The organism is Rahnella sp. EDr1-12 (assembly GCF_049206505.1).
Taxonomy (GTDB): domain Bacteria; phylum Pseudomonadota; class Gammaproteobacteria; order Enterobacterales; family Enterobacteriaceae; genus Rahnella; species Rahnella rivi.
On record NZ_JBLZNY010000001.1, the window covers coordinates 1,868,228 to 1,890,920 of the forward strand.

The following is a 22,693-nucleotide window of genomic DNA, read 5'->3' on the forward strand; positions in this document are numbered from 1 at the left end:
CGGTGATATTATTTATGGGGTAGTCATTCATGTGACCCATGATTTGACACGCAGTCCCCTGTTCAAGGAATTAAGTGCCACACTCACTTAACCATCAAAAGGAAGCTACACGATGAAACTGACTCTCTCCGCCCTCGTATTCGCCCCGGCATTGTTGTTCACCTCCGCCAGTTTTGCTGCGCCTCAGCCAGAAAGCTGCGTGACCAAACAAAACGAAATTCAGAAACAGATCGACGAAGCCCGTGCCCATAAAAACCAGAACCGCGTAGACGGTCTGGAAAAGGCACTGCGTGAAAATAAGGCACATTGCACCGATGCCGGTCTGAAAGCTGAAAATCAACAACGTGTTGAAGAGAAGCGTGAAAAAGTCGCTGAACGTGAGCAGGAGCTGAAAGAAGCTCAGGCCAAGGGCGATCACGAAAAAATCGTTAAGAAACAGCATAAACTGCAGGAAGCACAGGCAGAACTGAAACAGGCCCAGGGCCTGTAATCCTGTTCCGCCAGCGGTGATTTTGCACCACGCCACAGCGGATTATTCGGGGATCTTGCGTTTTGAAACAGACAATTCGCATTTGCGATCACCCGAATATCCGCTATGTTAAAAGTTCGAATCAGTTAACGTATGGAGTGACTTACACATGGCGAGTAATACATCAGAACAACTGCGGGCTGAATTAAAGTCATTGGCAGATACCCTGGAAGAAGTGCTCCAGACCTCTACCGATAAGCCGAAAGCTGAACTCGATAAACTGCGTGGTAAAGCAGAATCCCTGCTGAAAGATACCCGCGAACGTCTGAGCGACACGGGCGAAAAGATTGCCTACCAGACCAAAGAAATTGCCGGTAAAGCCGACGATTATGTACATGATAAACCCTGGACGGGCGTCGGTATTGGTGCCGCGGTCGGCGTAGTCATCGGCGTTCTGTTAGCTCGCCGATAACCATGACTGAACCGTTAAAACCTTCACCACAAGGACCGGGTAAGGGGCTTTTCGACATCATTCAACGTGTCGCCACTGTGGTGGTCGGCATTGTCGAAACGCGCGTCAGACTGGCCGTTATTGAGCTGGAAGAGGAAAAGGCCAATATTTTCCAACTGCTGCTCATGGCCGGCATTACCCTGATCTTTACAGCCTTCGGCCTGATGAGTCTGCTGGTGGTCCTTTTCTGGGCTATCGATCCGGCATACCGTCTGATGGCGATGGGCACTACCACAGGCGTGCTGTTATTGCTCGCGGTGATCCTGGGCATGTTGACGCTGGCGAAAGCCAAACGTTCGACGCTGCTCAGCCTTACGCGCAAGCAACTGGACGTTGACCGTGCCCTGCTTGAAAAGGATGACGAGGAATGAGCATCCCGAACCGCGCTATCGAAAAAGTCAGAATTATGCGCAAGATTGAGCGCCAGCGGCAGGAGTTATCTCGTGCCGGTGATGACTGGCTGGATGCCACAGCGAAAATCGATCGCGGCTGGGTGAAACTCGTTGATATGCGCAAATATCTGGTAGTGGGCTCAAGCCTGATTGCCGTTTACGGTATTCGCCACCCCAGCGTGATTGTGCGCTGGTCACGACGGGCTTTCGGGATCTGGGGAACGGTCAGACTGTTCCGTAAGACTTTCGCTCAGAAATAAACGCTCTTTTTTCGTATCAATGCTTTCACGTCTGAGGGCCGGATGAATACTCATCCGGCCCTTTTCTTTTGAATAACAATCCAGAGTCCATTCAATTTTTTTGAATCATTCAGACAGATTTACTTGCTAACAAAACTTATTCATCCGACCTATTATTCCGTCATCAACTGATGCGGTAACGGCAGGAAACATTTTCCGACCGGGCCGGTAACATTTTTAGCTCAATTTGAGCGCATGACCTTTCGGAGATGAAGATGACTAAGTTACAAGACACTGCTTTGCTGGTTGCACGTATCCTGATGCCCATTCTGTTTATCGTTGCAGGCTGGGGCAAAATCAACGGTTACACCGCCACAGCGGGCTACATGACGTCTATGGGCGTGCCAAGCTTCTTCCTGCCACTGACTATCTTGTTAGAATTTGGCGGCGGTCTGGCGATCCTGTTCGGCTTCTTCACTCGCACTACCGCGTTGATCACGGCAATCTTCACCATCCTGACCGCCGTCATCTTCCACACTGATTTCGCCCAGGGCGTAAACCAGATGATGTTCATGAAAAACCTGTCCATCGCCGGTGGTTTCTTCGTCCTGTTTGCTTCGGGTCCTGGTGCATTCAGCATCGACCGTCTGATCAAGAAAAACTGGTAATCGTCCGCACCAGGGATAACGCCGGGCATCGCAGCGGCAATACCACGCTATACTCAAATAATTAGATAATATGTAAGACCTGCAGGGCGATGTGATTTATCACCTCGCCCTTTTTTATTCTGAAAATACATCTGATAAAAAGGTACATAACGATGGGACAACTGGTTGACGGCATCTGGCAGGACACCTGGTATGACACCCGCTCTACCGGCGGGCACTTCAAACGTTCCGTTTCGCAATTCCGTAACTGGATCACCGCAGACGGCGCACCGGGTGAGCATGGTGCGGGTGGCTTTACGGCAGAACGCGATCGTTATCATCTGTACGTTTCTCTCGCCTGCCCGTGGGCGCACCGCACCTTACTGATGCGCGCGCTGAAAGGCCTCGAAGAGATCATTCCCGTTTCCGTCGTGCATCCGCTGATGCTGGAAAACGGCTGGACCTTCGGAACGGATTTCCCGGCGGCCACCGGCGACGATTTGTATCACCTGAATTTTGCTTATGAAATCTATCTGCGCGCGCAGAAGGATTACACCGGGCGCGTCACTGTGCCGATCCTGTGGGACAAGAAACAGCAGACCATCGTCAGTAACGAATCTGCCGATATCATTCGCATGTTCAACAGCGCTTTTGATGCGGTCGGTGCAAAAGCCGGGGATTATTATCCGCAGACCTTGCGCCCGCAGATTGATGAGATTAATGAATGGGTCTATCCGCAAATTAACAATGGCGTCTACAAAGCCGGGTTTGCGACGTCTCAGGATGCTTACGATGAGGCCGTTGACGGTGTGTTTGCCGCGCTTGACCGTGCCGAGGAATTACTGGGTAAACACCGCTATCTGACGGGGAACCAGCTGACCGAAGCCGATCTTCGCCTGTGGACCACGCTGGTGCGATTTGACCCGGTGTACGTTACGCATTTCAAATGCGATCGCTACCGGATCAGCGATTATCCGAACCTTTACGGCTTCCTGCGCGATATCTACCAGATGCCGGGCATTCGTGAAACTGTGGATTTTGCCCACATTCGTCACCACTACTATCGCAGCCACGCGACGATCAACCCTCACGGCATTATCTCCACCGGACCCGCGCAGGATTTAGAATCTGAGCACGGGCGTGATACGCGTTTTTGATCTGCATCGGCACCTTCCCCTTTCATCAGGGGAAGGTGTGGCCTAGCAACTGACCGACGCTTACTTCACTTCACGCGTAGCCAGCAGTTTGACAATTTCACGCAGGAACCAGGCTTTCGCTTCGCCCATGCTGTCGCGACGCCACGCCATAATGATGTCGGTTTCGTGATTGTATTCGGCACTCACCACCCGCAAACGCCCTTCGGTAATGTCTTTTTCGACCATCGGATAAGGCATCGTCGCCACACCTAACCCTGCCAGTAATGCCTGACGTTTTTCCTCCAGCGTACTGACCGTCAGACGTTGCTGCTTATCCAGCAGTTGCACGGTCAGCACCGGGCGCTCGCGGGCAGTATCCGCCACCGCAATGCCCCGGTACTTCACGCGGCTGACGTCAGACAACGGCTCGGCTTCCAGATGGATCGGATGATCCGGTGCGGCAACGTACACGCTGACCAGCTTGTAAAGCTTACGGCTGTTAATTTCTGTTGATGAGCGGAAGTGCATATCCGGGGCGATCACAATGTCTGCGCGCCCCTGCTCAAGGCGCTCCCACGCACCGGCCAGCACTTCAGTGATCAGCGACACCTGCGTATTGGCTTTCAGCGCCAGCTTTTCAATCAGCGGGAACAGTTTCGTTGCCGGCGACAGCGCTTCACACACGATGGTGATATGGGTTTCCCAGCCACGCGCCAGCGCTTCGGCATCCACGGTCAGTTTATCTGCCGCTTCCAGCAACACGCGGCCACGCTCAAGCAGCATACGGCCAACGTTGGTGAATTTTGTCCGATGACCTGAGCGGTCGAATAACACCACATCCAGCTCTTCCTCCAGCTTCTGCATGGTGTAGCTCAGGGCAGAAGGGACGCGGCCCAGCTCGTCGGCAGCCGCGGCAAAGCTGCCCCGGCGGTCTATCGCATCCATGACCCGTAAGGCTTCCAGTGTGAGTGCGCGATCCTTAGCCATTCTTTTCTCTTTCAGGAAATTTGAATATAGCGACCAGATTAACTGGCTAACAATCACACGTCCAGACGCTTACCATTTATCCATTGATATTTTTAACTGAGGCGACCGCCATGATTACCAGCAGAACGGCAAAAGAGTGCGGCACCGCTGACTTTGGCTGGCTGCAAGCCCGCTACACGTTTTCCTTTGGTCACTACTTCGATCCCAAGCTGATGGGCTATGCCTCTTTGCGGGTGCTGAATCAGGAAGTGCTGGCACCGGGGGCGAGTTTTCAGCCGCGAACTTATCCGCGCGTTGACGTGCTCAATCTGGTGTTGCAGGGCGAGGCCGAGTATCGCGACAGTGAAGGTCATAGCGTGCGGGTGAAAGCCGGAGAAGCGGCGCTGTTATCGACGCAGGCCAGCGTCAGCTACAGCGAGCTGAACACCCGCGAGAAACAGCCACTGACGCGGATGCAGCTGTGGCTGGATGCCTGCCCCGAGCATGAAAACCCAATTACCCAGAAAATGATGCTGCCGGATGCGAAGCATTTCCTGCTGGCCTCGCCGGATGGTGAAGCAGGCAGCCTGCAGTTGCGCCAGAGCGTGTGGATCCATCATCTGGATTTAGCCGCAGGCGATCATATTTCGATACCGATCCGCGGACCGCGTGCTTATTTGCAGTCGATTCACGGGCAGGTTGATGCACAGGGCGCGGTCAGCAACGAATCGCAAAGACTGGCCTGTGGCGATGGGGCATTTATTCATCAGGAAAACAGCCTGACCGTGTCTGCCAGCACGCCATTGCGCGCGCTGCTGATTGATTTGCCGGTCTGAGTTTTCGGATTTCAGAAAGGTGAAAGCCCGCGCAGTTAACACTGCGCGGGCTTTCTTTTTGACGAGGGAGTTGACCGTTAAGCCGGGTTCTGTCGTGGACAGTCATTCGTCTAGGCCAGCAATCGCTCACTGGCTCAAGCAGCCTACCCGGGTTCAGTACGGGCCGTACCATGTGAACCCCTATTTGGCCTTGCTCCGGGTGGAGTTTACCCTGCCACGGACTGTTGCCAGCCGCGCGGTGCGCTCTTACCGCACCCTTTCACCCTTACCTGATCCCACTTGCGTGGGCCATCGGCGGTTTGCTCTCTGTTGCACTTGTCGTAAGCTCGCGCTTCCCAGGCGTTACCTGGCACCCTGCCCTATGGAGCCCGGACTTTCCTCCCCTCCATCTGTCTCCCCCGAAAGGGACGGCAACGAAGCGGCGACTGTCTGGTCAACTCCGCGGCGGATGATAGGGGAAAATCACCTACTTGTCACCCTCTTGCTCATCAAGCGCGTATTTATACAACGCATTCTTCTTCACACCGTGAATTTCTGCAGCCAGCGCGGCGGCTTTTTTCAGCGGAAGTTCTTTTTGCAGCAGCGCCAGCGTGCGCAACGCTTCCGCCGGCAAAGCCTCGGTATCCGCTTTATGACCTTCAACGATCAGCACCATTTCGCCACGCTTGCGGGTTTCATCTTCCAGTACCCAGGCGAGCAATGCGCCGACCGCGTCACCACGAATATTTTCCCAGGTTTTGGTCAGCTCGCGGGCGAGCACCACGTAGCGATCCGGCCCCCAGACTTCCACCATATCCTGCAGGCTGTCGAGCAACCGGTGGGTCGATTCGTAGAAAATCAGCGTGCGCGGCTCTTCGATCAGGGCCTGAAGTGTATCTTTTCGTGATTTCGTTTTGGCAGGCAGAAAGCCTTCATAACAGAAGCGGTCGGACGGCAAACCGGCGGCAGACAATGCCGCGATCGCCGCACAGGCACCCGGCAACGGCACAACGCGCACACCCGCTTCACGGCAACAGCGCACCAGATGGTAGCCAGGGTCATTGATCAGCGGCGTTCCTGCATCGGAAACCAGCGCAATGCTTTGACCTTCCTGAAGTTTTGATAATAAATGTTCCGCTTTTTGCTGTTCATTATGATCATGAAGCGGATACATTTTTGCGCTGATACCAAAGTGATGCAGCAATAATCCGGTATGACGGGTATCCTCCGCCGCAATCAAATCCACGCTGCTCAGCACGGCCAATGCCCGTTGGGTGATGTCCCCTAAATTGCCGATTGGCGTGGGTACGATGTACAGCGTTGATGCAGAAATATCTGCTTGATCGTGTTGATTCATTGTTTCATCCGGATTGCCGATTTAATATTGAGCATCTTGAAAAAACATCACTGGAAACTGAATGCCTTCCTCAATGACTTTTCGTACCCGTTCGGGACGTTTACTCCCTGCCATTATCGTGGCGATGCTTCTCGCCAGCTGTACCGGTCAGGCGCCACAGGCACCGACTGAAAGTGTCCAGGGCGCGGCGACTGGCAGCTCTGATTATTATCTGCAACAGGCACAGCAAAGCGGTGATGATAACAAGGCTGACTGGCAATTGCTTGCAGTGCGTGCCCTGGTGCGTGAAGGCAAAGCGGCTGAAGCCTACAATCAGCTGAAGACCCTGCCGCAAGAACTCACTGCCGCGCAGCAGCTGGAGCAAAAGCTGACGACGGCCGAAGTGCAACTGGCCATCAAAGATTTCGCCCCTGCGGCAACCACGCTGAGCACCATCGATCCGACCGCGCTGACCAACGATCAGAAGGCGCGTTACTATCAGGCGCAAATCGATGCCAGCCAGGGACGTGTCAGCCTGGGCGTGATCCGCGCGTATATTGCGCAGGAGCCACTGTTGCAGGGCCAGCCGCATCAGGACAATATCGATCGTACCTGGATGTCGCTGACGCAACTTTCCCCGCAAGATGCGAGCAGCATCGTGATCAACGCGGATGAAAATACATTGCAGGGATGGCTGGATTTACTCAGCGTCTGGCAGAGTAACAAGCAGGATCCCGATCTGCTGAAAGCCGGTATTAAAGACTGGCAGCGCCGTTATCCGGTCAATCCGGCTGCAAAAAACCTGCCAACGCAACTTAATAACGTGCTGACGTTCCAGCCTGCTTCTACCGGTAAAATCGCCCTGTTCCTGCCGATGAGCGGCCCGGCGCAGGTTTACGGTAACGCCATTCAGCAAGGTTTTAACGCGGCAATGACCGGTCAGGTGTCTCAACCTGCGCCACAAGGTGCTGCTGCCGATCAAAACGCTCAGGCGCAACCACCGGTTGATCCGAATGCGGCCGTCAGCACCTCAGCGCCGGAGGCGACAGCCACCCAGGCTGAACAGCCACAAACGCCTGCGCCTGTCGCTACTCCGGTAGCCAGCAGCAATGCGCAGGTCAAAGTTTACGACACCAATGGTCAGCCTCTGGCCGCGCTTCTCACTCAGGCGCAGCAAGATGGCGCAACGCTGGTTGTCGGTCCTCTGCTCAAAGATCAGGTCAACGAACTCGCTTCTGACCAGACACCGCTGAATGTTTTAGCGCTCAATCAGCCAGAAACTGAGAAAAACAGCCCGAATATCTGTTACTTTGCCCTCTCTCCGGAAGACGAGGCGCAGGATGCCGCACGTCATATGTGGTCACAGCAAAAACGGATGCCGCTGTTGCTGGTTCCGCGTGGCAACTTTGGCGACCGTATCGCGCAGGCTTTTGCCAATGAATGGCAGAAACTGGGCGGTCAGACGGTCCTCAAGCAGGGGCTGGGTTCAGCAGGTGAATTGCGCTCTTCTATCGGCAGCGGTATCCGTCTGACCGGTACCCCGGTGATGACCAGCAATACCGCGGCTCCTGCCCAGGCGCAGGGCGTGATCATTGGCGGGATCACCATCCCGGCGCCACCGACCGATGCGCAGATCGTGCAGGGCAGTTCAGGAGGTGCCGTGGATTCGGTGTACGTCGTCGCCACGCAAAGCGAACTGACGCTGATCAAGCCGATGCTCGACATGAGCGGCAGTGGCCGTTCACGTCCGTCCGTTTACGCCAGTTCCCGCAGCTATCAGGCCGGTGCAGGCCCGGATTATCGTCTGGAAATGGAAGGCGTTCAGTTCAGCGACATTCCGTTGCTGGCGGGCTCTAATCCGGCGCTGATGCAACAGGCCTCCGCGAAATTTGGCAACGACTACTCTCTGGTGCGTCTGTACGCGATGGGGATTGATGCCTGGAGTCTGGCGAATCACTTCTCACAAATGCGCACACTGCCGGGCTTTGAAGTCTCCGGCAGTACCGGGGATTTGAGCGCCAACAGCAATTGCGTCATCCACCGTAAAATGCCGTGGCTGCAATACCGTCAGGGCTCACTGGTGCCGGTTTCCTCTTAAGAACGGCTAACGCCACTCTCGGGAACCGCTCTTCAGAACCGGTATTCCGAGAGTGACAGGTACAAGGATGTACTGATGTTTGAAAAAGTGTCAACGCCGCGGCTCACTGGCGCAAAATCGTGTGGAAACCGGTATGAAGCTTTCGCACGTCGCTACCTTGAGAGCGCCGGATTATTCTTTGTGGCTGCCAATGTGGCGTGCCGCACCGGAGAGATCGACCTGATCATGCGCGACCAGCAAACCTGGGTGTTTGTTGAAGTTCGCTACCGGCGCACCGCCCGTTTTGGCGGCGCAGCGGAAAGCGTAACGCGTCAAAAACAGCAGCGTTTGTTAAGCGCTGCGTCTTTCTGGCTTGCAGGACGCCATGCAAGCTTTGACACATCATCTTGCCGTTTTGATGTTTTTGCCATCACCGGTAGCCAGATAGAATGGCTGCGTGATGCCTTCAATGCGGAATAAATATTATGACGACTGACTGGACGAAAACCCGTGCTGGATAGAATCAAAGTCTGCTTTACCGAAAGTATCCAAACCCAGATTGCCGCGGCAGAAGCCTTGCCTGACGCGATTTCCCGCGCCGCAATGACGCTGGTGCAATCGCTGCTTAACGGCAATAAAATTCTCTGCTGCGGTAACGGCACCTCTGCGGCAAATGCCCAGCATTTTTCCGCCAGTCTGATTAATCGTTTTGAAACTGAACGTCCCAGCCTTCCTGCAATCTCACTATGTGCAGATAACATTGTGCTGACCGCCATCGCTAACGACCGGCTGCATGATGAAATCTATGCCAAACAGGTGCGGGCCTTAGGCCAGGCGGGCGACGTCCTGTTGGCTATTTCTACACGCGGCAACAGCCGTGATATTGTCAAAGCCGTTGAAGCCGCGGTCACCCGTGATATGACCATTGTGGCGCTTACAGGTTATGACGGCGGCGAGCTGGCGGGTTTGCTGGGGCCTCATGATGTTGAGATCCGAATCCCGTCTCATCGCAGCGCCCGTATTCAGGAAATGCATATGCTCACAGTGAATTGCCTCTGTGATCTGATTGATAGCACGCTGTTCCCTCACCAGGACGATTAAGGAGATCAAATGAAGGCAAGTCCTCTCTTTGCAATACTGTTTAGCGCCCTTCTGCTACAAGGTTGCGTTGCCGCCGCAGTAGTTGGCGTTGCTGGCGTTGCCACCAAAACCACCACGGACCCGCGTACCGTCGGCACACAGGTTGATGACAGCACGCTGGAAGCCAGGGTGTCTAATGCCATCAGCAAAGACAAACAGCTGAAGGACGAAGCGCGTATTGTGGCGACGGCGTATCAGGGCAAAGTCCTGCTGACCGGCCAGACCCCGACACCGGATATGGCCGCGCGCGCCAAGCAGATCGCGGTTGGCGTTGAGGGTGCAACGGAAGTGTATAACGAGCTTCGCACCGGTAAGCCTGTGACCATGGGTACCGCCTCTACCGATACCTGGATCACCACCAAAGTCCGCTCGCAGTTGCTGACCAGTGATTCAGTGAAATCTTCCAACGTGAAAGTGACCACTGAAAACGGCGAAGTCTTCCTGCTGGGTCTGGTGACACAGGATGAAGGTAAATCTGCGGCAGGTATCGCGGCAGGTGTCAGCGGCGTGAAACACGTGACCACGGCATTCACCTACGTGAAGTAATTCCGGCGGCCATCATGAAAAAGGACAGCGCATTGGCTGTCCTTTTTTTATGTGCGTTGCTCAGGAAATTAATGCAGTTTATGTTCCACCAGGAAAGACTCACCGCCGAGCTGGCTCATCTGGCGCAGGATCCACTGTTGTCTGCGAATGATGTAGGCTGAAGGCGCGTTGACCTTAAACAGGTGTGGATTGGGGAGCACGGCAGCCAGTAATGCCGCCTGAGAAGCGGTCAGTTTGCTGGCCGGTTTATGGAAGAAATGCTGTGCCGCCTGTTCAACGCCAAAGACACCGTCGCCGAACTCCACGATGTTCAGATAAACCGTCAGAATGCGTCGCTTTGTCCATACCGTTTCAATGCCAACGGTCAGCCCGGCTTCCAGCCCTTTGCGGATCCAGCTGCGACCATCCCACAAAAATAAATTCTTGGCCGTCTGCTGCGAAAGCGTCGATGCACCGCGCATTTTTCCGCCGTCTTTATCACTGTCCAGCACCGACTGAATGGCATCCACGTCAAATCCCCAGTGTTCAGGGAATTTCTGGTCTTCCGCCGCCATCACCGCCAGCGCCATCGGCGAGGAAATGTCATCCATCGCCACCCAGTCGGAATGCGCGACGTAACCAAAGTCACCGGTCAGCCACGCCGATACCTGCCTTTCCACCATCACGGCAGAAAAAGGCACCGGTAAAAAGGCGAAAATCACAATTCCTGCTATCCATAAGCAGGGTAACAGTATCAGCACACGTTTGAGCCATAACAGTGGCTTACGTAAAAGACCTTTTTTTGCAGTTTTATTCATTAAGCGCTTTCCGTAACACATCTGACCATCTAATCAATCTCCGCAAGAACCACCGGATTCGGGCTAGCGAAACTAAGACGCAGATTGCTAACAATCTGGTCAGGCCTATCCCATTTTTAACCGCACATTAACCAAATTAAAAGGCTTTTGATCCATATCATCAATGAGTTCCAGATCCTGGGAACCGGTTCCCAGGGGTTTTCATCCCCCGGCATCAACTGTATTCTTTTGCTACATTCCGTAACAATTCATAAATTTATTGATTAACAAAATTTATACATTCAATTTTAGATAGTGAACGAAAACTCATCAGATACTCGCCCGCCTCTGGCGTCACTAAGTCAAATCGGTTACTCAAAAAAACCACAATGCAGACGAAAATTCACACAACGGACGGGCATTCAGGACGTCTACCTAAGTGAAATTATTTCACTACTGCAAATCAGATGAAATCTTATGCCATTTTACAAACGGTCCGAATCCACTTTCACGCATACACCATGGTTTACAGTAAGTTGCCGCGGGTTCCGTGCAGCGTGTTCAGGGGGATTACGCACAGTTTTTGTAGAAAAAACCAGCAAATCGCCGTCTGTATTTTCACGAACATAAGCAAAATTGCATGCCGCCATAACGTCATCAACAACCTTCATTTGTATTCTCTCAAAAATCCTGCGATAAAGACTTGATGTTTTGTATAGACAAAGACTAATCTACATCACAGTTTTTAATGAATGTTGTAACAGTTCAGCTTATATTTGTTATGTTGATGGCTACAGGATGTATTAGACTTACCCTGAATTCCAAGACCTGCGAAATCCAAACCCTAACAACTATCGTGGGTTACCATTTTCCCTGGTGTTGGCGCAGTATTCGCGCACCCCGGCTTCGGCTGGGGTTATTTTTTTTCAGCATTTGAAGTCCATTCACGCAACACCTGAATATCATTTCGCCATTCCGCCTTCAGCTCATCAATCCATTCCTGAACGTTATCCCACCAGGCCGGCAATGTTGGCGTTTGAATTTGTTGCGCCAGTTGCTGTAAATGCTTCAGACCGACAGAACCCGCTGCACCTTTGATTTTATGCCCTTCTTCAGCAATGCCTTTCTGGTCACGCGCCGTCATGTTGGAATCCAATACCGCGAGATAACCCGGCATCATTTTTTCAAACATATCTGCACTCTGATAAATCAGTTGCGGGCCCACCAGATCGATGTACTGCTCCAGCATGGCGGTATCGAGTAAAGTTTCGCTGTCTTTCATCACTGCAGGCTCCTTTTCCATCACGGATACTTCTGGCTGATGATCCCAAAACTGCTGGATCATCGCGGTCAGGGCAGAAACAGACAGCGGCTTGCTCAGCACGTCGTCCATTCCGGCGTCGAGATACTCTTTTTTGTCTTTGAGCACGTTGGCCGTCAACGCAATCAGCGGCGGCAAATGCTTACCGGCGTAATCGGTGCGTAATTTGCGGGCGATATCCAGCCCCGTCATGTCAGGCAGCTGGATATCCAGCAGAACCAGGTCGAATTCGTCGGGATCGAACATCTCCAGCGCATCATGCCCGTTCATTGCCACTTCCACGCTGTTACCCAGTTTCTCCAGCACCGAACGCGCCACAATGACGTTCAGCTCGATATCTTCCACCAGCAACACATGAAGCGCCGGCAGCGGCATCTCCTCCTCTTCATCGTCGCTTTGCGTCACCGGCGCATCCAGCGTCGGCGCACGCACCGTCAGCGTGAAGCAGGAACCCTGCCCCGGCACGCTGCTGACGGTAATATCGCCGCCCATCGCCTGCGCCAGACGCTTAGAAACGGCCAGACCGATCCCGGTTCCGGTTGCGGGTTTGCCCCCGTTACGGTCTTTCACCTGATAGTACATGGCGAAAATTTTATCCTGCTCATCCTGCGGAATGCCCATTCCCGAATCACGCACCACGAAGCGCAGCATGTCGTTCGCTTCGTAATGGACGCTCAGCACGATTTCCCCTTCACGGGTAAATTTGACGGCGTTGCCGATCAGGTTCCATAAAATCTGGCGTAAGCGCGTGCCGTCGGTGGTGATGCTGCGCGGCAAGGGTAAATCCGGATCCATGATGAATTTCAGCCCTTTCGGCTGTGCCAGAAGGCCGGAGAGGTTTTCCAGATCGGACAGAAACTCGGTGAAATCGACCGTCTGGTTATCGAGCTGCACTTTGCGGCGCTCGATTTTGTCCATTTCAATGATGTCGTTGAAGATATTGCCGAGGGTGATGGCGCTGACGTGAATGGTTTTGAGGTAGCTGTGCTGCTCTTTGTCCAGCTCCGTGTCCAGCAGGATGCGGCTCAGCCCGACGATGCCGTTAAGCGGCGTACGCAGCTCGTGGCTGATGGTCGAGATAAACGTCGTCTTTTCCCGGCTGGCATTCTCCAGCGCGTCCTGATAGCGCTTACGCTCGGTAATATCGCGCCCGAAGCCCATCAGGCCGTGGCGTTTACCGATGCGATCGTAGAACGGCACCTTGCGCAGCTCGAAACAGGCTTTCCGCCCGTCCGGATAGACCAGCCATTGTTCATAGGTGAGGGAAACGTTGTGGCGGAACACCTTCTCATCGGTTTCCACCACTTTCTCGGCGATATCGGGGGTATAGACATCGTTCGGCGTCAGACCGATCAGTTGCTTCTCGCTTTTGCCGGTGAGCAATTCCATCGCACGGTTACAGCCGGAGAATTCTTTGTCTTCGTTACGGTAATACACCAGATCCGGTGAAGCATCGAGGAAGGAGCGCAGTAACGCCGATTGCTGACTCAGTTCGATCTGCGCCTGTTCACGATGATGCATTTCGAGTTTCAACTTATCGACCACGGCCAGACGCGCTTCTTCTGCTTTGACGCGGTCAGCAATTTCCTGATTCAGCTGGGTAATATTGTCTTTCAGCTGCTGATTCAGTTCGAGATCGCGATGACGCATCTCTTCAAGCTTATCGACCAGACGGGTGAGACGCTGGCGCGACTCCTCAAGCTGCTCCACCACCACCGACAGAAAGTACACGGCCCAGGGGGTGATCAGTAATCCAAAGAAAATGGACCGGACGACGTCGATACTTTCCACCTGACCACGCAACAGCATGGTCACCGCCATCTGAACAATCATCGCCAGCACCACCAGCGCAGAAGCCAGAAGCAGTGAGAATCTCACCAGCCCCAGTTTGACCATCAGATCGACATAATACTGCGCTAAAACCCGGATTTGCTTCATAACGGTTCCCTTAAAACGAAGTCGACTGAATCATACCGCAAAACCTTGCCGGGGTGAGCGCGGGGCGGTATTGAGCTGAAAGTTTGTGACCTGCACCGTGCAGGGGCTTACGGTGGTGCAATGCGGGAAATAAGTGCAGAGATATTGACTAATTTCTGCCGCGATATTATTAATATCGGCCGGCAATTTTCTGCCCGTTGCCAGGCCAACTGCCCTCTGGCTAACGTATTTCTCCTTTCACACCCTAATCCTTTCCCTAAAGGCGCTGCCCGCACAGGCATAACTATTCATTATTACTGCAAATAAAGTCATTCATGGCAGTATGAATAATTCTTATTACATCCGCTGCATTAGCACATTATTACGGCCCGGTTAAAAACAGTGACAAACCGCATGGGGGCTGTGTTTTGCAGTATAAAATACTGGTAAATAGTCGCCTGCCAGCATGGTGCGGAGATCTGAAGCTTTCTCCATAGTGAGTCAGCTCACACTTTACAGGCATGACCACACCGAGATTACGCCAATAAAATCACCATAATCTATATATATTTCAAATAATTAAATCACTTTATATCACTTTTAATATAACTTAAATCGCCATTTGACCTGTCAATGCTTTCTCGCTAAGTTGGGAGTCCGCTGGAAGCAATCTCGACGGGTGAGCAACTCGTCATATTTATGCAGTAATTGAAGACTCCCTCATTAAAACAAGTCAACCACCACTTGTGAGAACCATCACGAGAGGCCTTTGACGGAGATGCCCGGGCATTCAACGCACCGCAAGAGTGCGCGAAAATGCGAGCAATCTCTGTCTATAAGTCCCCTCGCGGTTGGTGTGAGAGTCTCGCAGAGCCTGGGGAGGTTCACGTTATGTTGTACGATAAATCCCAAGAGAGGGACAACTGTGGTTTCGGCCTGATCGCCCATATAGAAGGCGAACCTAGCCATAAGGTCGTGCGTACAGCCATTCACGCGCTGGCCCGTATGCAACACCGTGGCGCGATCCTTGCTGACGGCAAGACCGGCGACGGCTGTGGCCTGCATTTACAGAAACCGGATCGGTTCTTCCGGATGATCGCCGAAGAGCGCAACTGGCGTCTGGCGAAGAACTATGCCGTCGGCATGCTATTCCTCAGCAAAGATGAAACAGAAGCGGCTGCCAGCCGCCGCATTGTTGAAGAAGAGTTGCAAAACGAAACGCTGTCCGTGGTGGGCTGGCGTGACGTTCCGACCAATCCGGACGTTCTCGGTGAAATCGCGCTTTCCTCCCTGCCCCGTATCGAACAGATTTTTGTCAACGCGCCTGCCGGCTGGCGTCCGCGTGACATGGAGCGTCGCCTGTATATGGCGCGCCGCCGCATTGAGAAACGCATTCAGGATAAAGATTTCTATGTGTGCAGTTTCTCCAACGTGGTCACGATCTATAAAGGCCTGTGTATGCCTGCGGATCTGCCACGCTTCTATTTAGACCTGGCCGACCTGCGTCTGGAATCGGCGATCTGCCTGTTCCACCAGCGCTTCTCGACCAACACCGTTCCGCGCTGGCAGCTGGCTCAGCCCTTCCGCTATCTGGCGCACAACGGCGAAATCAACACCATCACCGGTAACCGCCAGTGGGCGCGTGCCCGTGCGTATAAATTTAAAACACCGCTGATCCCCGATCTGCAAGATGCTGCGCCTTTCGTCAATGAAACCGGCTCCGACTCCAGCTCGCTGGATAACATGCTGGAACTGTTCCTGGCGGGCGGGATGGATCTGCTGCGCGCGATGCGTTTGCTGGTGCCGCCAGCCTGGCAGCAGAACCCGGATATGGACAACGATCTGCGTGCGTTCTTCGACTTTAACTCCATGCACATGGAACCGTGGGACGGCCCGGCCGGTATCGTGATGTCAGATGGCCGCTATGCCGCCTGTAACCTCGACCGTAACGGTCTGCGCCCGGCGCGTTATGTCATCACGAAAGACAAGCTGATCACCTGTGCGTCCGAAGTCGGGATCTGGGATTATCAGCCGGACGAAGTGGTCGAAAAAGGCCGCGTCGGACCTGGCGAACTGATGGTAATCGACACCCGCAGCGGCAAGATCCATCACTCCGCTGAAACCGACAACGACCTGAAAGGCCGTCATCCTTACAAAGAGTGGATGGAGAAAAACGTTCAGCGTCTGGTGCCGTTCGAAGACCTGCCGGAAGATCAGGTTGGCAGCCGCGAGCTGGATGACACTACGCTGGAAACCTTCCAGAAACAGTTCGGCTACAGCAGCGAAGAACTTGATCAGATCATCCGCGTACTGGGTGAAAACGGTCAGGAAGCCGTCGGCTCGATGGGTGATGACACGCCATTTGCCGTGCTCTCCAGTCGTCCCCGCATTATTTATGACTACTTCCGCCAGCAGTTTGCGCAGGTGACCAACCCGCCAATCGATCCGCTGCGCGAAGCCCACGTGATGTCTCTGGCGACCAGCATTGGCCGCGAGATGAACGTGTTCTGCGAAGCCGAAGGTCAGGCGCATCGTCTGAGCTTCAAATCACCTATTCTGCTGTGGTCTGACTTTAAACAGCTCACCACGCTGGACAGCAAACATTATCGCGCGGAAACGCTGGATCTGACTTACGATCCGAGCGAACAGAACATGGAGCAGTTCGTCCAGAAACTCTGTGACGAAGGCGAGCAGAAAGTCCGCAACGGCGCCGTGTTACTGGTGCTGTCTGACCGAAATATTTCGGCCAACCGCCTGCCGCTGCCTGCGCCAATGGCCGTCGGCGCGCTGCAACTGCGTCTGGTTGAGAAAAGCCTGCGCTGCGATGCCAACATCATTGTTGAAACCGCCAGCGCCCGCGACCCGCACCATTTCGCCGTGCTGATTGGTTTTGGTGCCACGGCGGTTTATCCGTATCTGGCCTACGAAACCCTGGCAAAACTGGTCGACTCTCAGGTCATCGAGAAGAAATACCGTGAAGTGATGTTGAATTACCGCAACGGCATCAACAAAGGCTTGTACAAGATCATGTCCAAAATGGGCATCTCAACCGTGGCCTCTTACCGCTGCTCCAAACTGTTTGAAGCGGTCGGTCTGGCAAAAGATCTGTGCAACACCTGCTTCAACGGCGTGGTCAGCCGTATCGGCGGTGCCGGTTATACGGATTTTGAACAAGATCTGCTGAACCTGTCCAAACGCGCGTGGCTGAAACGCAAAACGCTGGATCAGGGCGGCCTGCTGAAATTTGTCCACGGTGGCGAATATCACTCTTATAACCCGGACGTGGTCACGACTCTGCAAACCGCAGTGAACAGCGGTGATTACGACGATTATAAAAAATACGCCAAACTGGTTAACGAGCGTCCGGTAGCGACACTGCGTGACCTGTTGAAAGTGACACCAAAAGGCCAGCCAATCCCGGTGGATCAGGTGGAACCGGCGGAAGGCTTGTTTACCCGCTTCGATACCGCGGCGATGTCTATCGGTGCGTTAAGCCCGGAAGCGCATGAATCTCTGGCCGAAGCGATGAACAGCATCGGCGGGCGTTCTAACTCCGGCGAAGGCGGCGAAGATCCGGCGCGTTACGGCACCAATAAAGTGTCCCGTATTAAGCAGGTCGCTTCCGGTCGTTTCGGTGTAACACCGGCGTATCTGGTGAATGCTGACGTTATTCAGATCAAAGTCGCACAAGGTGCAAAACCAGGCGAAGGCGGCCAGTTGCCGGGTGACAAAGTGACGCCGTACATCGCGAAACTGCGTTATTCCGTGCCGGGCGTGACCCTGATTTCTCCACCGCCGCACCACGATATCTATTCTATCGAGGATCTGGCGCAGCTAATTTTCGACCTGAAACAGGTCAACCCGAAAGCCATGATTTCGGTGAAGCTGGTTTCTGAACCGGGCGTCGGCACTATCGCCGTCGGCGTGGCGAAAGCCTATGCGGATCTCATCACCATCGCCGGCTACGATGGCGGCACCGGCGCAAGCCCGCTGTCTTCGGTGAAATACGCCGGTTGTCCGTGGGAACTGGGTCTGGTGGAAACACAGCAGGCACTGGTCGCCAACGGCCTGCGTCATAAAATCCGTCTGCAGGTGGATGGCGGCCTGAAAACTGGCCTCGACATCATCAAAGCGGCGATTCTGGGCGCAGAAAGCTTCGGTTTCGGTACCGGCCCTATGGTCGCACTGGGCTGTAAATACCTGCGTATTTGCCACCTGAATAACTGCGCAACCGGCGTGGCAACTCAGGACGATAAACTGCGTCGCAACCATTATCACGGCCTGCCAGAACGCGTAGTGAACTACTTCAAGTTCATCACGCAGGAAACCCGTGAAATCATGGCCGAACTGGGCGTGAGCCAGCTGGTCGATCTGATTGGTCGTACCGATCTGCTGACCGAGCTGGATGGCTTCACCGCCAAACAAAACAGTCTGGATCTTTCTGCGATGCTGGCAACCGCCACGCCGCATGAAGGCAAAGCGGTGTACTGCACCGAAAGCAACCCGGCGTTCGATAAGGGTCAGCTGAACAAAGACATTCTGGAGCAGGCTGCGCCGCACATCGATTCCAAGCAGAGCAAAGCGTTCTACTTCGATATCCGCAACACTGACCGCTCTGTCGGCGCCATGTTGTCCGGTGCGATTGCTGAGAAACATGGCGATCAGGGTATGGCGGCAGATCCGGTGCGCATTAACTTCAACGGCACCGCGGGCCAGAGCTTCGGCGTCTGGAACGCAGGCGGCGTCGATTTGATGCTGACCGGCGACGCGAACGACTACGTGGGCAAGGGCATGGCCGGTGGCCGCATTGCCATCCGTCCACCAATAGGTTCAGCGTTCCGCAGCCACGAAGCCAGCATCATCGGTAACACCTGCCTGTACGGCGCTACCGGCGGCAAAATGTTTGCAGCGGGCCGTGCGGGTGAACGTTTCGCCGTGCGTAACTCCGGTGCCATCACCGTGGTTGAAGGCATCGGCGATAACGGTTGTGAATACATGACCGGCGGTATTGTGTGTGTGCTCGGTCGTACCGGCGTCAACTTCGGCGCAGGCATGACCGGTGGCTTCGCTTACGTTCTTGATGAAGACGGCGAATTCCGCAAACGCGTTAACCCGGAACTGGTTGAAGTCCTGGAAGTGGCCGATCTGGCTATCCATGAAGAGCATCTGCGCGGTTTGATCATCGAACACGTACAGTTGACCGCCTCGGCCCGTGGTGAAGAAATTTTGGCGAACTGGCCTGAATGGGCAGCGAAATTTGCTCTGGTAAAACCGAAGTCCAGTGATGTCAAAGCATTGTTGGGTCACCGTAGTCGTTCCGCAGCTGAGCTGCGGGTACAAGCGCAGTAAGAGGTTAAGATGAGTCAAAACGTTTATCAATTTGTCGACTTACAGCGTGTTGATCCGCCTAAAAAAGCGCTGAAGATCCGTAAAATTGAGTTTGTGGAAATTTACGAGCCGTTCTCAGCAACTCAGGCTGCATCACAGGCAGACCGCTGTCTGTCCTGCGGTAACCCTTATTGCGAATGGAAATGCCCGGTTCACAACTACATTCCGAACTGGCTGAAACTGGCAAACGAAGGTCGCATCATGGAAGCCGCCGACCTCGCGCACCAGACCAACAGCCTGCCGGAAGTTTGCGGACGCGTTTGTCCTCAGGACAGACTGTGCGAAGGTTCCTGTACCCTGAACGACGAGTTTGGTGCGGTAACCATCGGTAACATCGAGCGCTACATCAGCGATAAAGCCATCGAAATGGGCTGGCGTCCGGATATGTCTCATGTGCATCCTACCGGCAAACGCGTGGCGATTATCGGCGCAGGTCCGGCAGGCCTGGCTTGCGCTGACGTCCTGACCCGTAACGGTGTGAAAGCAGTGGTTTACGATCGCCATCCGGAAATCGGCGGCCTGCTGACTTTCGGCATTCCTGCCTTCAAGCTGGAAAAATCGGTGATGACCAAGCGTCGTGAAATCTTCACGGAGATGGGGATCGAATTCCAGCTCAATACTGAAGTCGGTAAAGACATCACCATCGACGCTCTGCTGGCAGAATACGATTCTGTGTTCCTCGGCGTCGGGACTTATCAGTCCATGCGCGGTGGTCTGGCGAACGAAGATGCGCCGGGCGTGTACGATGCCCTGCCGTTCCTCATCGCCAACACCAAGCAACTGATGGGTTACGATGACAGTCAGGAAGAGCCTTACGTGACGATGGATAAGAAGCGCGTGGTGGTTCTCGGCGGTGGTGACACCGCGATGGACTGCGTGCGTACGTCAATTCGTCAGGGCGCAACGCATGTGACCTGTGCGTACCGTCGTGATGAAGAGAACATGCCGGGTTCACGTCGTGAAGTGAAGAATGCGCGCGAAGAAGGGGTGGATTTCAAATTCAACCTGCAACCGCTGAGCATCGAACTGAACGATTCAGGCCGCGTCTGTGGCGTGCGTATGGCGCGTACCGAACTTGGCGCGCCGGATGCTCATGGCCGCCGTCGTGCAGAAATCGTCGCGGGTTCCGAACATGTGATGGAAGCCGATGCCGTGGTGATGGCGTTTGGTTTCCGCCCTCACAAAATGGAATGGCTGGCAGCGCACGATGTTGAGCTGGATACTCAGGGCCGCATTCTGGCACCTGAAGGCAGCGACAACGCCTTCCAGACCAGCAACCCGAAAATCTTCGCCGGTGGCGATGCGGTTCGCGGATCAGATCTGGTGGTCACGGCGATTGCCGAAGGCCGTAAAGCGGCAGAAGGCATCATGAACTTCCTCGAAGTCTGATCCACTCTGTCATGAAAACGGGGCTGCCAGCGATGGCAGCCCCGTTGTTTTTGAGCGGGCTGAAACTAAAACTCCATCTCCTGCGCCAGTAAGGCGGCACCCTGCAAACCGGCATCGTGCTGATGTTTTGCCATCAAAAGCGTGACACGGTAAACCTCCGGCTCTTCATTAAGAAACGTTTTCACCTGCGCCAAATAGCCTTCTGCCAGACCAATACTTCCGCCCAAAACCACGCACTGACAATCCGTCGCTACTTTGATATCCGCGATTAATCTTGCCAGCACCCTGGCTGAACGCTGGATTAATGCCCCCGCTTGCGGATGCCCTGCCGCCGCATGAGCGAAAATCTGTTTAGCTGTGCAACCGGCTAAATCATCACGCGCTGCGCTGGCGATGCCTCGCCCTGACGCCATCACCTCCACGCAACCCGTCCTGCCACAGCCACAGTGTGGCCCCTGCGGATCTGCCAGCGTGTGGCCGAAATGCCCCGCCAGCCCCTGCGTTCCTGTCAGCAATTTTCCGCCACTGATCATTGCCCCGCCCACACCGGTCGAGACAGTGAGAAAGACCATGTCAGTGATATCCGCCGAAAGGGCGTGATATTCCGCCCACGCAGCCGCCTGCGCGTCATTGACGGCCATGCACGGCAGTTGCGTCAGCCGGGAGATCACCTCCACCAGCGGAAAATGGCTGAGGCCGCCGAGATTATCCGGGTTCAGCGCCGTGAGAACGCCCTGCCTGATGATACCGGTAGAAGCGACCGCGACCCGCTGCGCCTGTGAAACCAGCGGCGCGACCAGTTCCGCCAGCGCAGCCTGCAAGGCATCGGGCGTTTTACTGGCAGGCGTCGGGATTTCCCGCCGTCCGGTGAGAGTGAGATCGGGGCCCGCCAGCGCCGCCGCCAGCTTGGTGCCTCCGATATCGATCACCAGCGTGGTCATTTCGCGACCTTCACGATTTCATCCCGGAACCACTGGCAGACATGCTCAAGGCGGGTGATTGCCGAACCGACGGTGACCGCCCACGCGCCATTTTGCATCGCCTGAGCCGCCAGCGCAGGCGCGTTATAGCGCCCTTCGGCAATCACGCGGCATCCTTCATGGCTCAGCGCTTTCACTAGGGCCAGATCCGGCTCTTCCGGTGTTTGCGCCGTGATATAACCTGACAGCGTCGTACCGATGATGTCAGCCCCCAGCCGGTGACAATCCAGTCCGTCCTGCACGCTGGAACAATCCGCCATTGCCAGCAGGTGATGCTGATGAATGCGCTCCAGCAGTTCCGCCACCGCCACCGGCCTTTCACGCTGTGTACCGTCAAACGCAATGATGCTGGCTCCTGCGCCTGCCAGCGCATCCACATCGGCCAGAAAAGGCGTGATACGCACCGGTGAATCTGGCAGGTCGCGTTTGATAATGCCGATGATCGGTACCGACACCCGAGCATGAGTGGCTCTGAGATTCTCAATACCTTCAATGCGCAGCGCCACCGCACCGGCCTGCTCTGCTGCCAGCGCCATGGCGGCCACAATATCAGGCTTATCCAGCGGGCTGCCGGGAACCGGCTGGCAGGAGACAATCAATCCGCCAGCCTGTGAAATCTGTGTATCCAGTGTTTCAAGCAATGACATA

At 54.6% G+C, this 22,693-nt stretch carries 20 protein-coding genes and 1 other RNA gene; 13 read left to right on the forward strand and 8 right to left on the reverse strand.

The window, feature by feature from the left end; all coding sequences use genetic code 11:
• Positions 1-112: 112 nt before the first annotated feature.
• From ACO0U8_RS08560 to ACO0U8_RS08585, 6 genes are all read left to right on the forward strand, one after another.
• On the forward strand, positions 113-490 hold the full coding sequence (locus ACO0U8_RS08560; protein ID WP_056776402.1) for a DUF1090 domain-containing protein: 378 nt from the start codon (positions 113-115) through the stop codon (positions 488-490).
• A 148-nt stretch (positions 491-638) separates the two neighbouring features.
• Complete coding sequence (locus tag ACO0U8_RS08565; protein ID WP_056776398.1) at positions 639-941, forward strand: DUF883 family protein; 303 nt, start codon at positions 639-641, stop codon at positions 939-941.
• Between the two features lie 2 nt (positions 942-943).
• Positions 944-1,351 (forward strand): phage holin family protein, encoded by a 408-nt coding sequence (locus ACO0U8_RS08570; protein WP_122094431.1) that lies wholly within the window; start codon positions 944-946, stop codon positions 1,349-1,351.
• Positions 1,348-1,632 carry a YqjK-like family protein gene (locus ACO0U8_RS08575; protein WP_056776392.1) on the forward strand — a complete coding sequence of 95 codons (285 nt, stop codon included), beginning with the start codon at positions 1,348-1,350 and terminating at the stop codon, positions 1,630-1,632. Before ACO0U8_RS08570 ends, ACO0U8_RS08575 begins: the two co-directional genes overlap by 4 nt.
• 254 nt (positions 1,633-1,886) lie before the next feature.
• Complete coding sequence (locus tag ACO0U8_RS08580) at positions 1,887-2,279, forward strand: DoxX family protein (protein ID WP_056776388.1); 393 nt, start codon at positions 1,887-1,889, stop codon at positions 2,277-2,279.
• Positions 2,280-2,431: 152 nt separating this feature from the next.
• Entirely contained in the window at positions 2,432-3,415 is a 984-nt protein-coding gene (locus tag ACO0U8_RS08585) for a glutathione S-transferase family protein (protein WP_056776385.1), read from the forward strand.
• Between the two features lie 60 nt (positions 3,416-3,475).
• On the opposite strand, the gene ACO0U8_RS08590 is transcribed toward ACO0U8_RS08585, so the two are convergent.
• On the reverse strand, positions 3,476-4,381 hold the full coding sequence (locus ACO0U8_RS08590; protein ID WP_056776382.1) for a LysR family transcriptional regulator: 906 nt from the start codon (positions 4,379-4,381) through the stop codon (positions 3,476-3,478).
• A 110-nt stretch (positions 4,382-4,491) separates the two neighbouring features.
• Between ACO0U8_RS08590 and ACO0U8_RS08595 the strand changes: the two genes are divergently transcribed.
• Complete coding sequence (locus tag ACO0U8_RS08595; RefSeq protein ID WP_056776378.1) at positions 4,492-5,196, forward strand: pirin family protein; 705 nt, start codon at positions 4,492-4,494, stop codon at positions 5,194-5,196.
• A gap of 62 nt (positions 5,197-5,258) precedes the next feature.
• Here the strand turns inward: ACO0U8_RS08595 and rnpB are convergent.
• An RNA gene (rnpB, locus tag ACO0U8_RS08600) (RNase P RNA component class A) lies at positions 5,259-5,637 on the reverse strand.
• Positions 5,638-5,662: 25 nt separating this feature from the next.
• Positions 5,663-6,532, reverse strand: coding sequence for a 16S rRNA (cytidine(1402)-2'-O)-methyltransferase (gene rsmI / locus ACO0U8_RS08605; RefSeq protein ID WP_056776374.1), 870 nt, complete (start codon positions 6,530-6,532; stop codon positions 5,663-5,665).
• A gap of 61 nt (positions 6,533-6,593) precedes the next feature.
• On the opposite strand from rsmI, the gene ACO0U8_RS08610 reads away from it, so the two are divergent.
• From ACO0U8_RS08610 to dolP, 4 genes are all read left to right on the forward strand, one after another.
• Complete coding sequence (locus tag ACO0U8_RS08610) at positions 6,594-8,609, forward strand: penicillin-binding protein activator (RefSeq protein ID WP_421670614.1); 2,016 nt, start codon at positions 6,594-6,596, stop codon at positions 8,607-8,609.
• Between the two features lie 75 nt (positions 8,610-8,684).
• Positions 8,685-9,068 (forward strand): YraN family protein, encoded by a 384-nt coding sequence (locus tag ACO0U8_RS08615; RefSeq protein WP_421670615.1) that lies wholly within the window; start codon positions 8,685-8,687, stop codon positions 9,066-9,068.
• Positions 9,069-9,098: 30 nt separating this feature from the next.
• On the forward strand, positions 9,099-9,689 hold the full coding sequence (diaA, locus tag ACO0U8_RS08620; RefSeq protein WP_056776362.1) for a DnaA initiator-associating protein DiaA: 591 nt from the start codon (positions 9,099-9,101) through the stop codon (positions 9,687-9,689).
• Between the two features lie 9 nt (positions 9,690-9,698).
• Complete coding sequence (gene dolP, locus ACO0U8_RS08625) at positions 9,699-10,274, forward strand: division/outer membrane stress-associated lipid-binding lipoprotein (protein ID WP_056776359.1); 576 nt, start codon at positions 9,699-9,701, stop codon at positions 10,272-10,274.
• Between the two features lie 68 nt (positions 10,275-10,342).
• Here dolP and mtgA read toward each other — a convergent pair whose 3' ends face one another.
• The 3 genes from mtgA to arcB form a co-directional block, all read right to left on the reverse strand.
• The gene (gene mtgA, locus ACO0U8_RS08630) at positions 10,343-11,071 is read right to left on the reverse strand and encodes a monofunctional biosynthetic peptidoglycan transglycosylase (protein ID WP_421670616.1); all 729 of its coding nucleotides are present in this window, start codon (positions 11,069-11,071) and stop codon (positions 10,343-10,345) included.
• Positions 11,072-11,535: 464 nt separating this feature from the next.
• Entirely contained in the window at positions 11,536-11,721 is a 186-nt protein-coding gene (locus ACO0U8_RS08635; protein ID WP_421670617.1) for a hypothetical protein, read from the reverse strand.
• Positions 11,722-11,966: 245 nt separating this feature from the next.
• Positions 11,967-14,309: an aerobic respiration two-component sensor histidine kinase ArcB gene (arcB, locus tag ACO0U8_RS08640; protein WP_056776351.1), complete on the reverse strand. Its 2,343-nt coding sequence runs from the start codon at positions 14,307-14,309 to the stop codon at positions 11,967-11,969.
• Between the two features lie 870 nt (positions 14,310-15,179).
• On the opposite strand from arcB, the gene gltB reads away from it, so the two are divergent.
• Both gltB and ACO0U8_RS08650 read left to right on the forward strand, forming a co-directional pair.
• A complete protein-coding gene (gene gltB, locus ACO0U8_RS08645) occupies positions 15,180-19,637 on the forward strand; it encodes a glutamate synthase large subunit (RefSeq protein ID WP_056776347.1) in 4,458 nt (1,485 codons plus the stop codon).
• Positions 19,638-19,646: 9 nt separating this feature from the next.
• Positions 19,647-21,065, forward strand: coding sequence for a glutamate synthase small subunit (locus tag ACO0U8_RS08650; RefSeq protein WP_056776343.1), 1,419 nt, complete (start codon positions 19,647-19,649; stop codon positions 21,063-21,065).
• A 65-nt stretch (positions 21,066-21,130) separates the two neighbouring features.
• Here the strand turns inward: ACO0U8_RS08650 and nanK are convergent, their stop codons facing one another.
• Both nanK and ACO0U8_RS08660 read right to left on the reverse strand, forming a co-directional pair.
• Complete coding sequence (gene nanK, locus ACO0U8_RS08655; RefSeq protein WP_421670618.1) at positions 21,131-22,006, reverse strand: N-acetylmannosamine kinase; 876 nt, start codon at positions 22,004-22,006, stop codon at positions 21,131-21,133.
• On the reverse strand, positions 22,003-22,692 hold the full coding sequence (locus ACO0U8_RS08660; protein WP_421670619.1) for an N-acetylmannosamine-6-phosphate 2-epimerase: 690 nt from the start codon (positions 22,690-22,692) through the stop codon (positions 22,003-22,005). Before ACO0U8_RS08660 ends, nanK begins: the two co-directional genes overlap by 4 nt.
• Between the last annotated feature and the right edge of the window lies 1 nt (position 22,693).

Coding starts and splice junctions, on each gene's coding strand:
- rsmI (WP_056776374.1), bottom strand. CDS start 6,532: ATGAATCAACACGATCAAGCAGATATTTCTGCATCAACGCTGTACATC.
- ACO0U8_RS08635 (WP_421670617.1), bottom strand. CDS start 11,721: ATGAAGGTTGTTGATGACGTTATGGCGGCATGCAATTTTGCTTATGTT.
- nanK (WP_421670618.1), bottom strand. CDS start 22,006: ATGACCACGCTGGTGATCGATATCGGAGGCACCAAGCTGGCGGCGGCG.
- ACO0U8_RS08650 (WP_056776343.1), top strand. CDS start 19,647: ATGAGTCAAAACGTTTATCAATTTGTCGACTTACAGCGTGTTGATCCG.
- ACO0U8_RS08590 (WP_056776382.1), bottom strand. CDS start 4,381: ATGGCTAAGGATCGCGCACTCACACTGGAAGCCTTACGGGTCATGGAT.
- gltB (WP_056776347.1), top strand. CDS start 15,180: ATGTTGTACGATAAATCCCAAGAGAGGGACAACTGTGGTTTCGGCCTG.
- ACO0U8_RS08580 (WP_056776388.1), top strand. CDS start 1,887: ATGACTAAGTTACAAGACACTGCTTTGCTGGTTGCACGTATCCTGATG.
- ACO0U8_RS08610 (WP_421670614.1), top strand. CDS start 6,594: ATGCCTTCCTCAATGACTTTTCGTACCCGTTCGGGACGTTTACTCCCT.
- arcB (WP_056776351.1), bottom strand. CDS start 14,309: ATGAAGCAAATCCGGGTTTTAGCGCAGTATTATGTCGATCTGATGGTC.
- ACO0U8_RS08570 (WP_122094431.1), top strand. CDS start 944: ATGACTGAACCGTTAAAACCTTCACCACAAGGACCGGGTAAGGGGCTT.
- ACO0U8_RS08575 (WP_056776392.1), top strand. CDS start 1,348: ATGAGCATCCCGAACCGCGCTATCGAAAAAGTCAGAATTATGCGCAAG.
- ACO0U8_RS08560 (WP_056776402.1), top strand. CDS start 113: ATGAAACTGACTCTCTCCGCCCTCGTATTCGCCCCGGCATTGTTGTTC.
- ACO0U8_RS08585 (WP_056776385.1), top strand. CDS start 2,432: ATGGGACAACTGGTTGACGGCATCTGGCAGGACACCTGGTATGACACC.
- dolP (WP_056776359.1), top strand. CDS start 9,699: ATGAAGGCAAGTCCTCTCTTTGCAATACTGTTTAGCGCCCTTCTGCTA.
- ACO0U8_RS08660 (WP_421670619.1), bottom strand. CDS start 22,692: ATGTCATTGCTTGAAACACTGGATACACAGATTTCACAGGCTGGCGGA.
- ACO0U8_RS08565 (WP_056776398.1), top strand. CDS start 639: ATGGCGAGTAATACATCAGAACAACTGCGGGCTGAATTAAAGTCATTG.
- mtgA (WP_421670616.1), bottom strand. CDS start 11,071: ATGAATAAAACTGCAAAAAAAGGTCTTTTACGTAAGCCACTGTTATGG.
- ACO0U8_RS08615 (WP_421670615.1), top strand. CDS start 8,685: ATGTTTGAAAAAGTGTCAACGCCGCGGCTCACTGGCGCAAAATCGTGT.
- ACO0U8_RS08595 (WP_056776378.1), top strand. CDS start 4,492: ATGATTACCAGCAGAACGGCAAAAGAGTGCGGCACCGCTGACTTTGGC.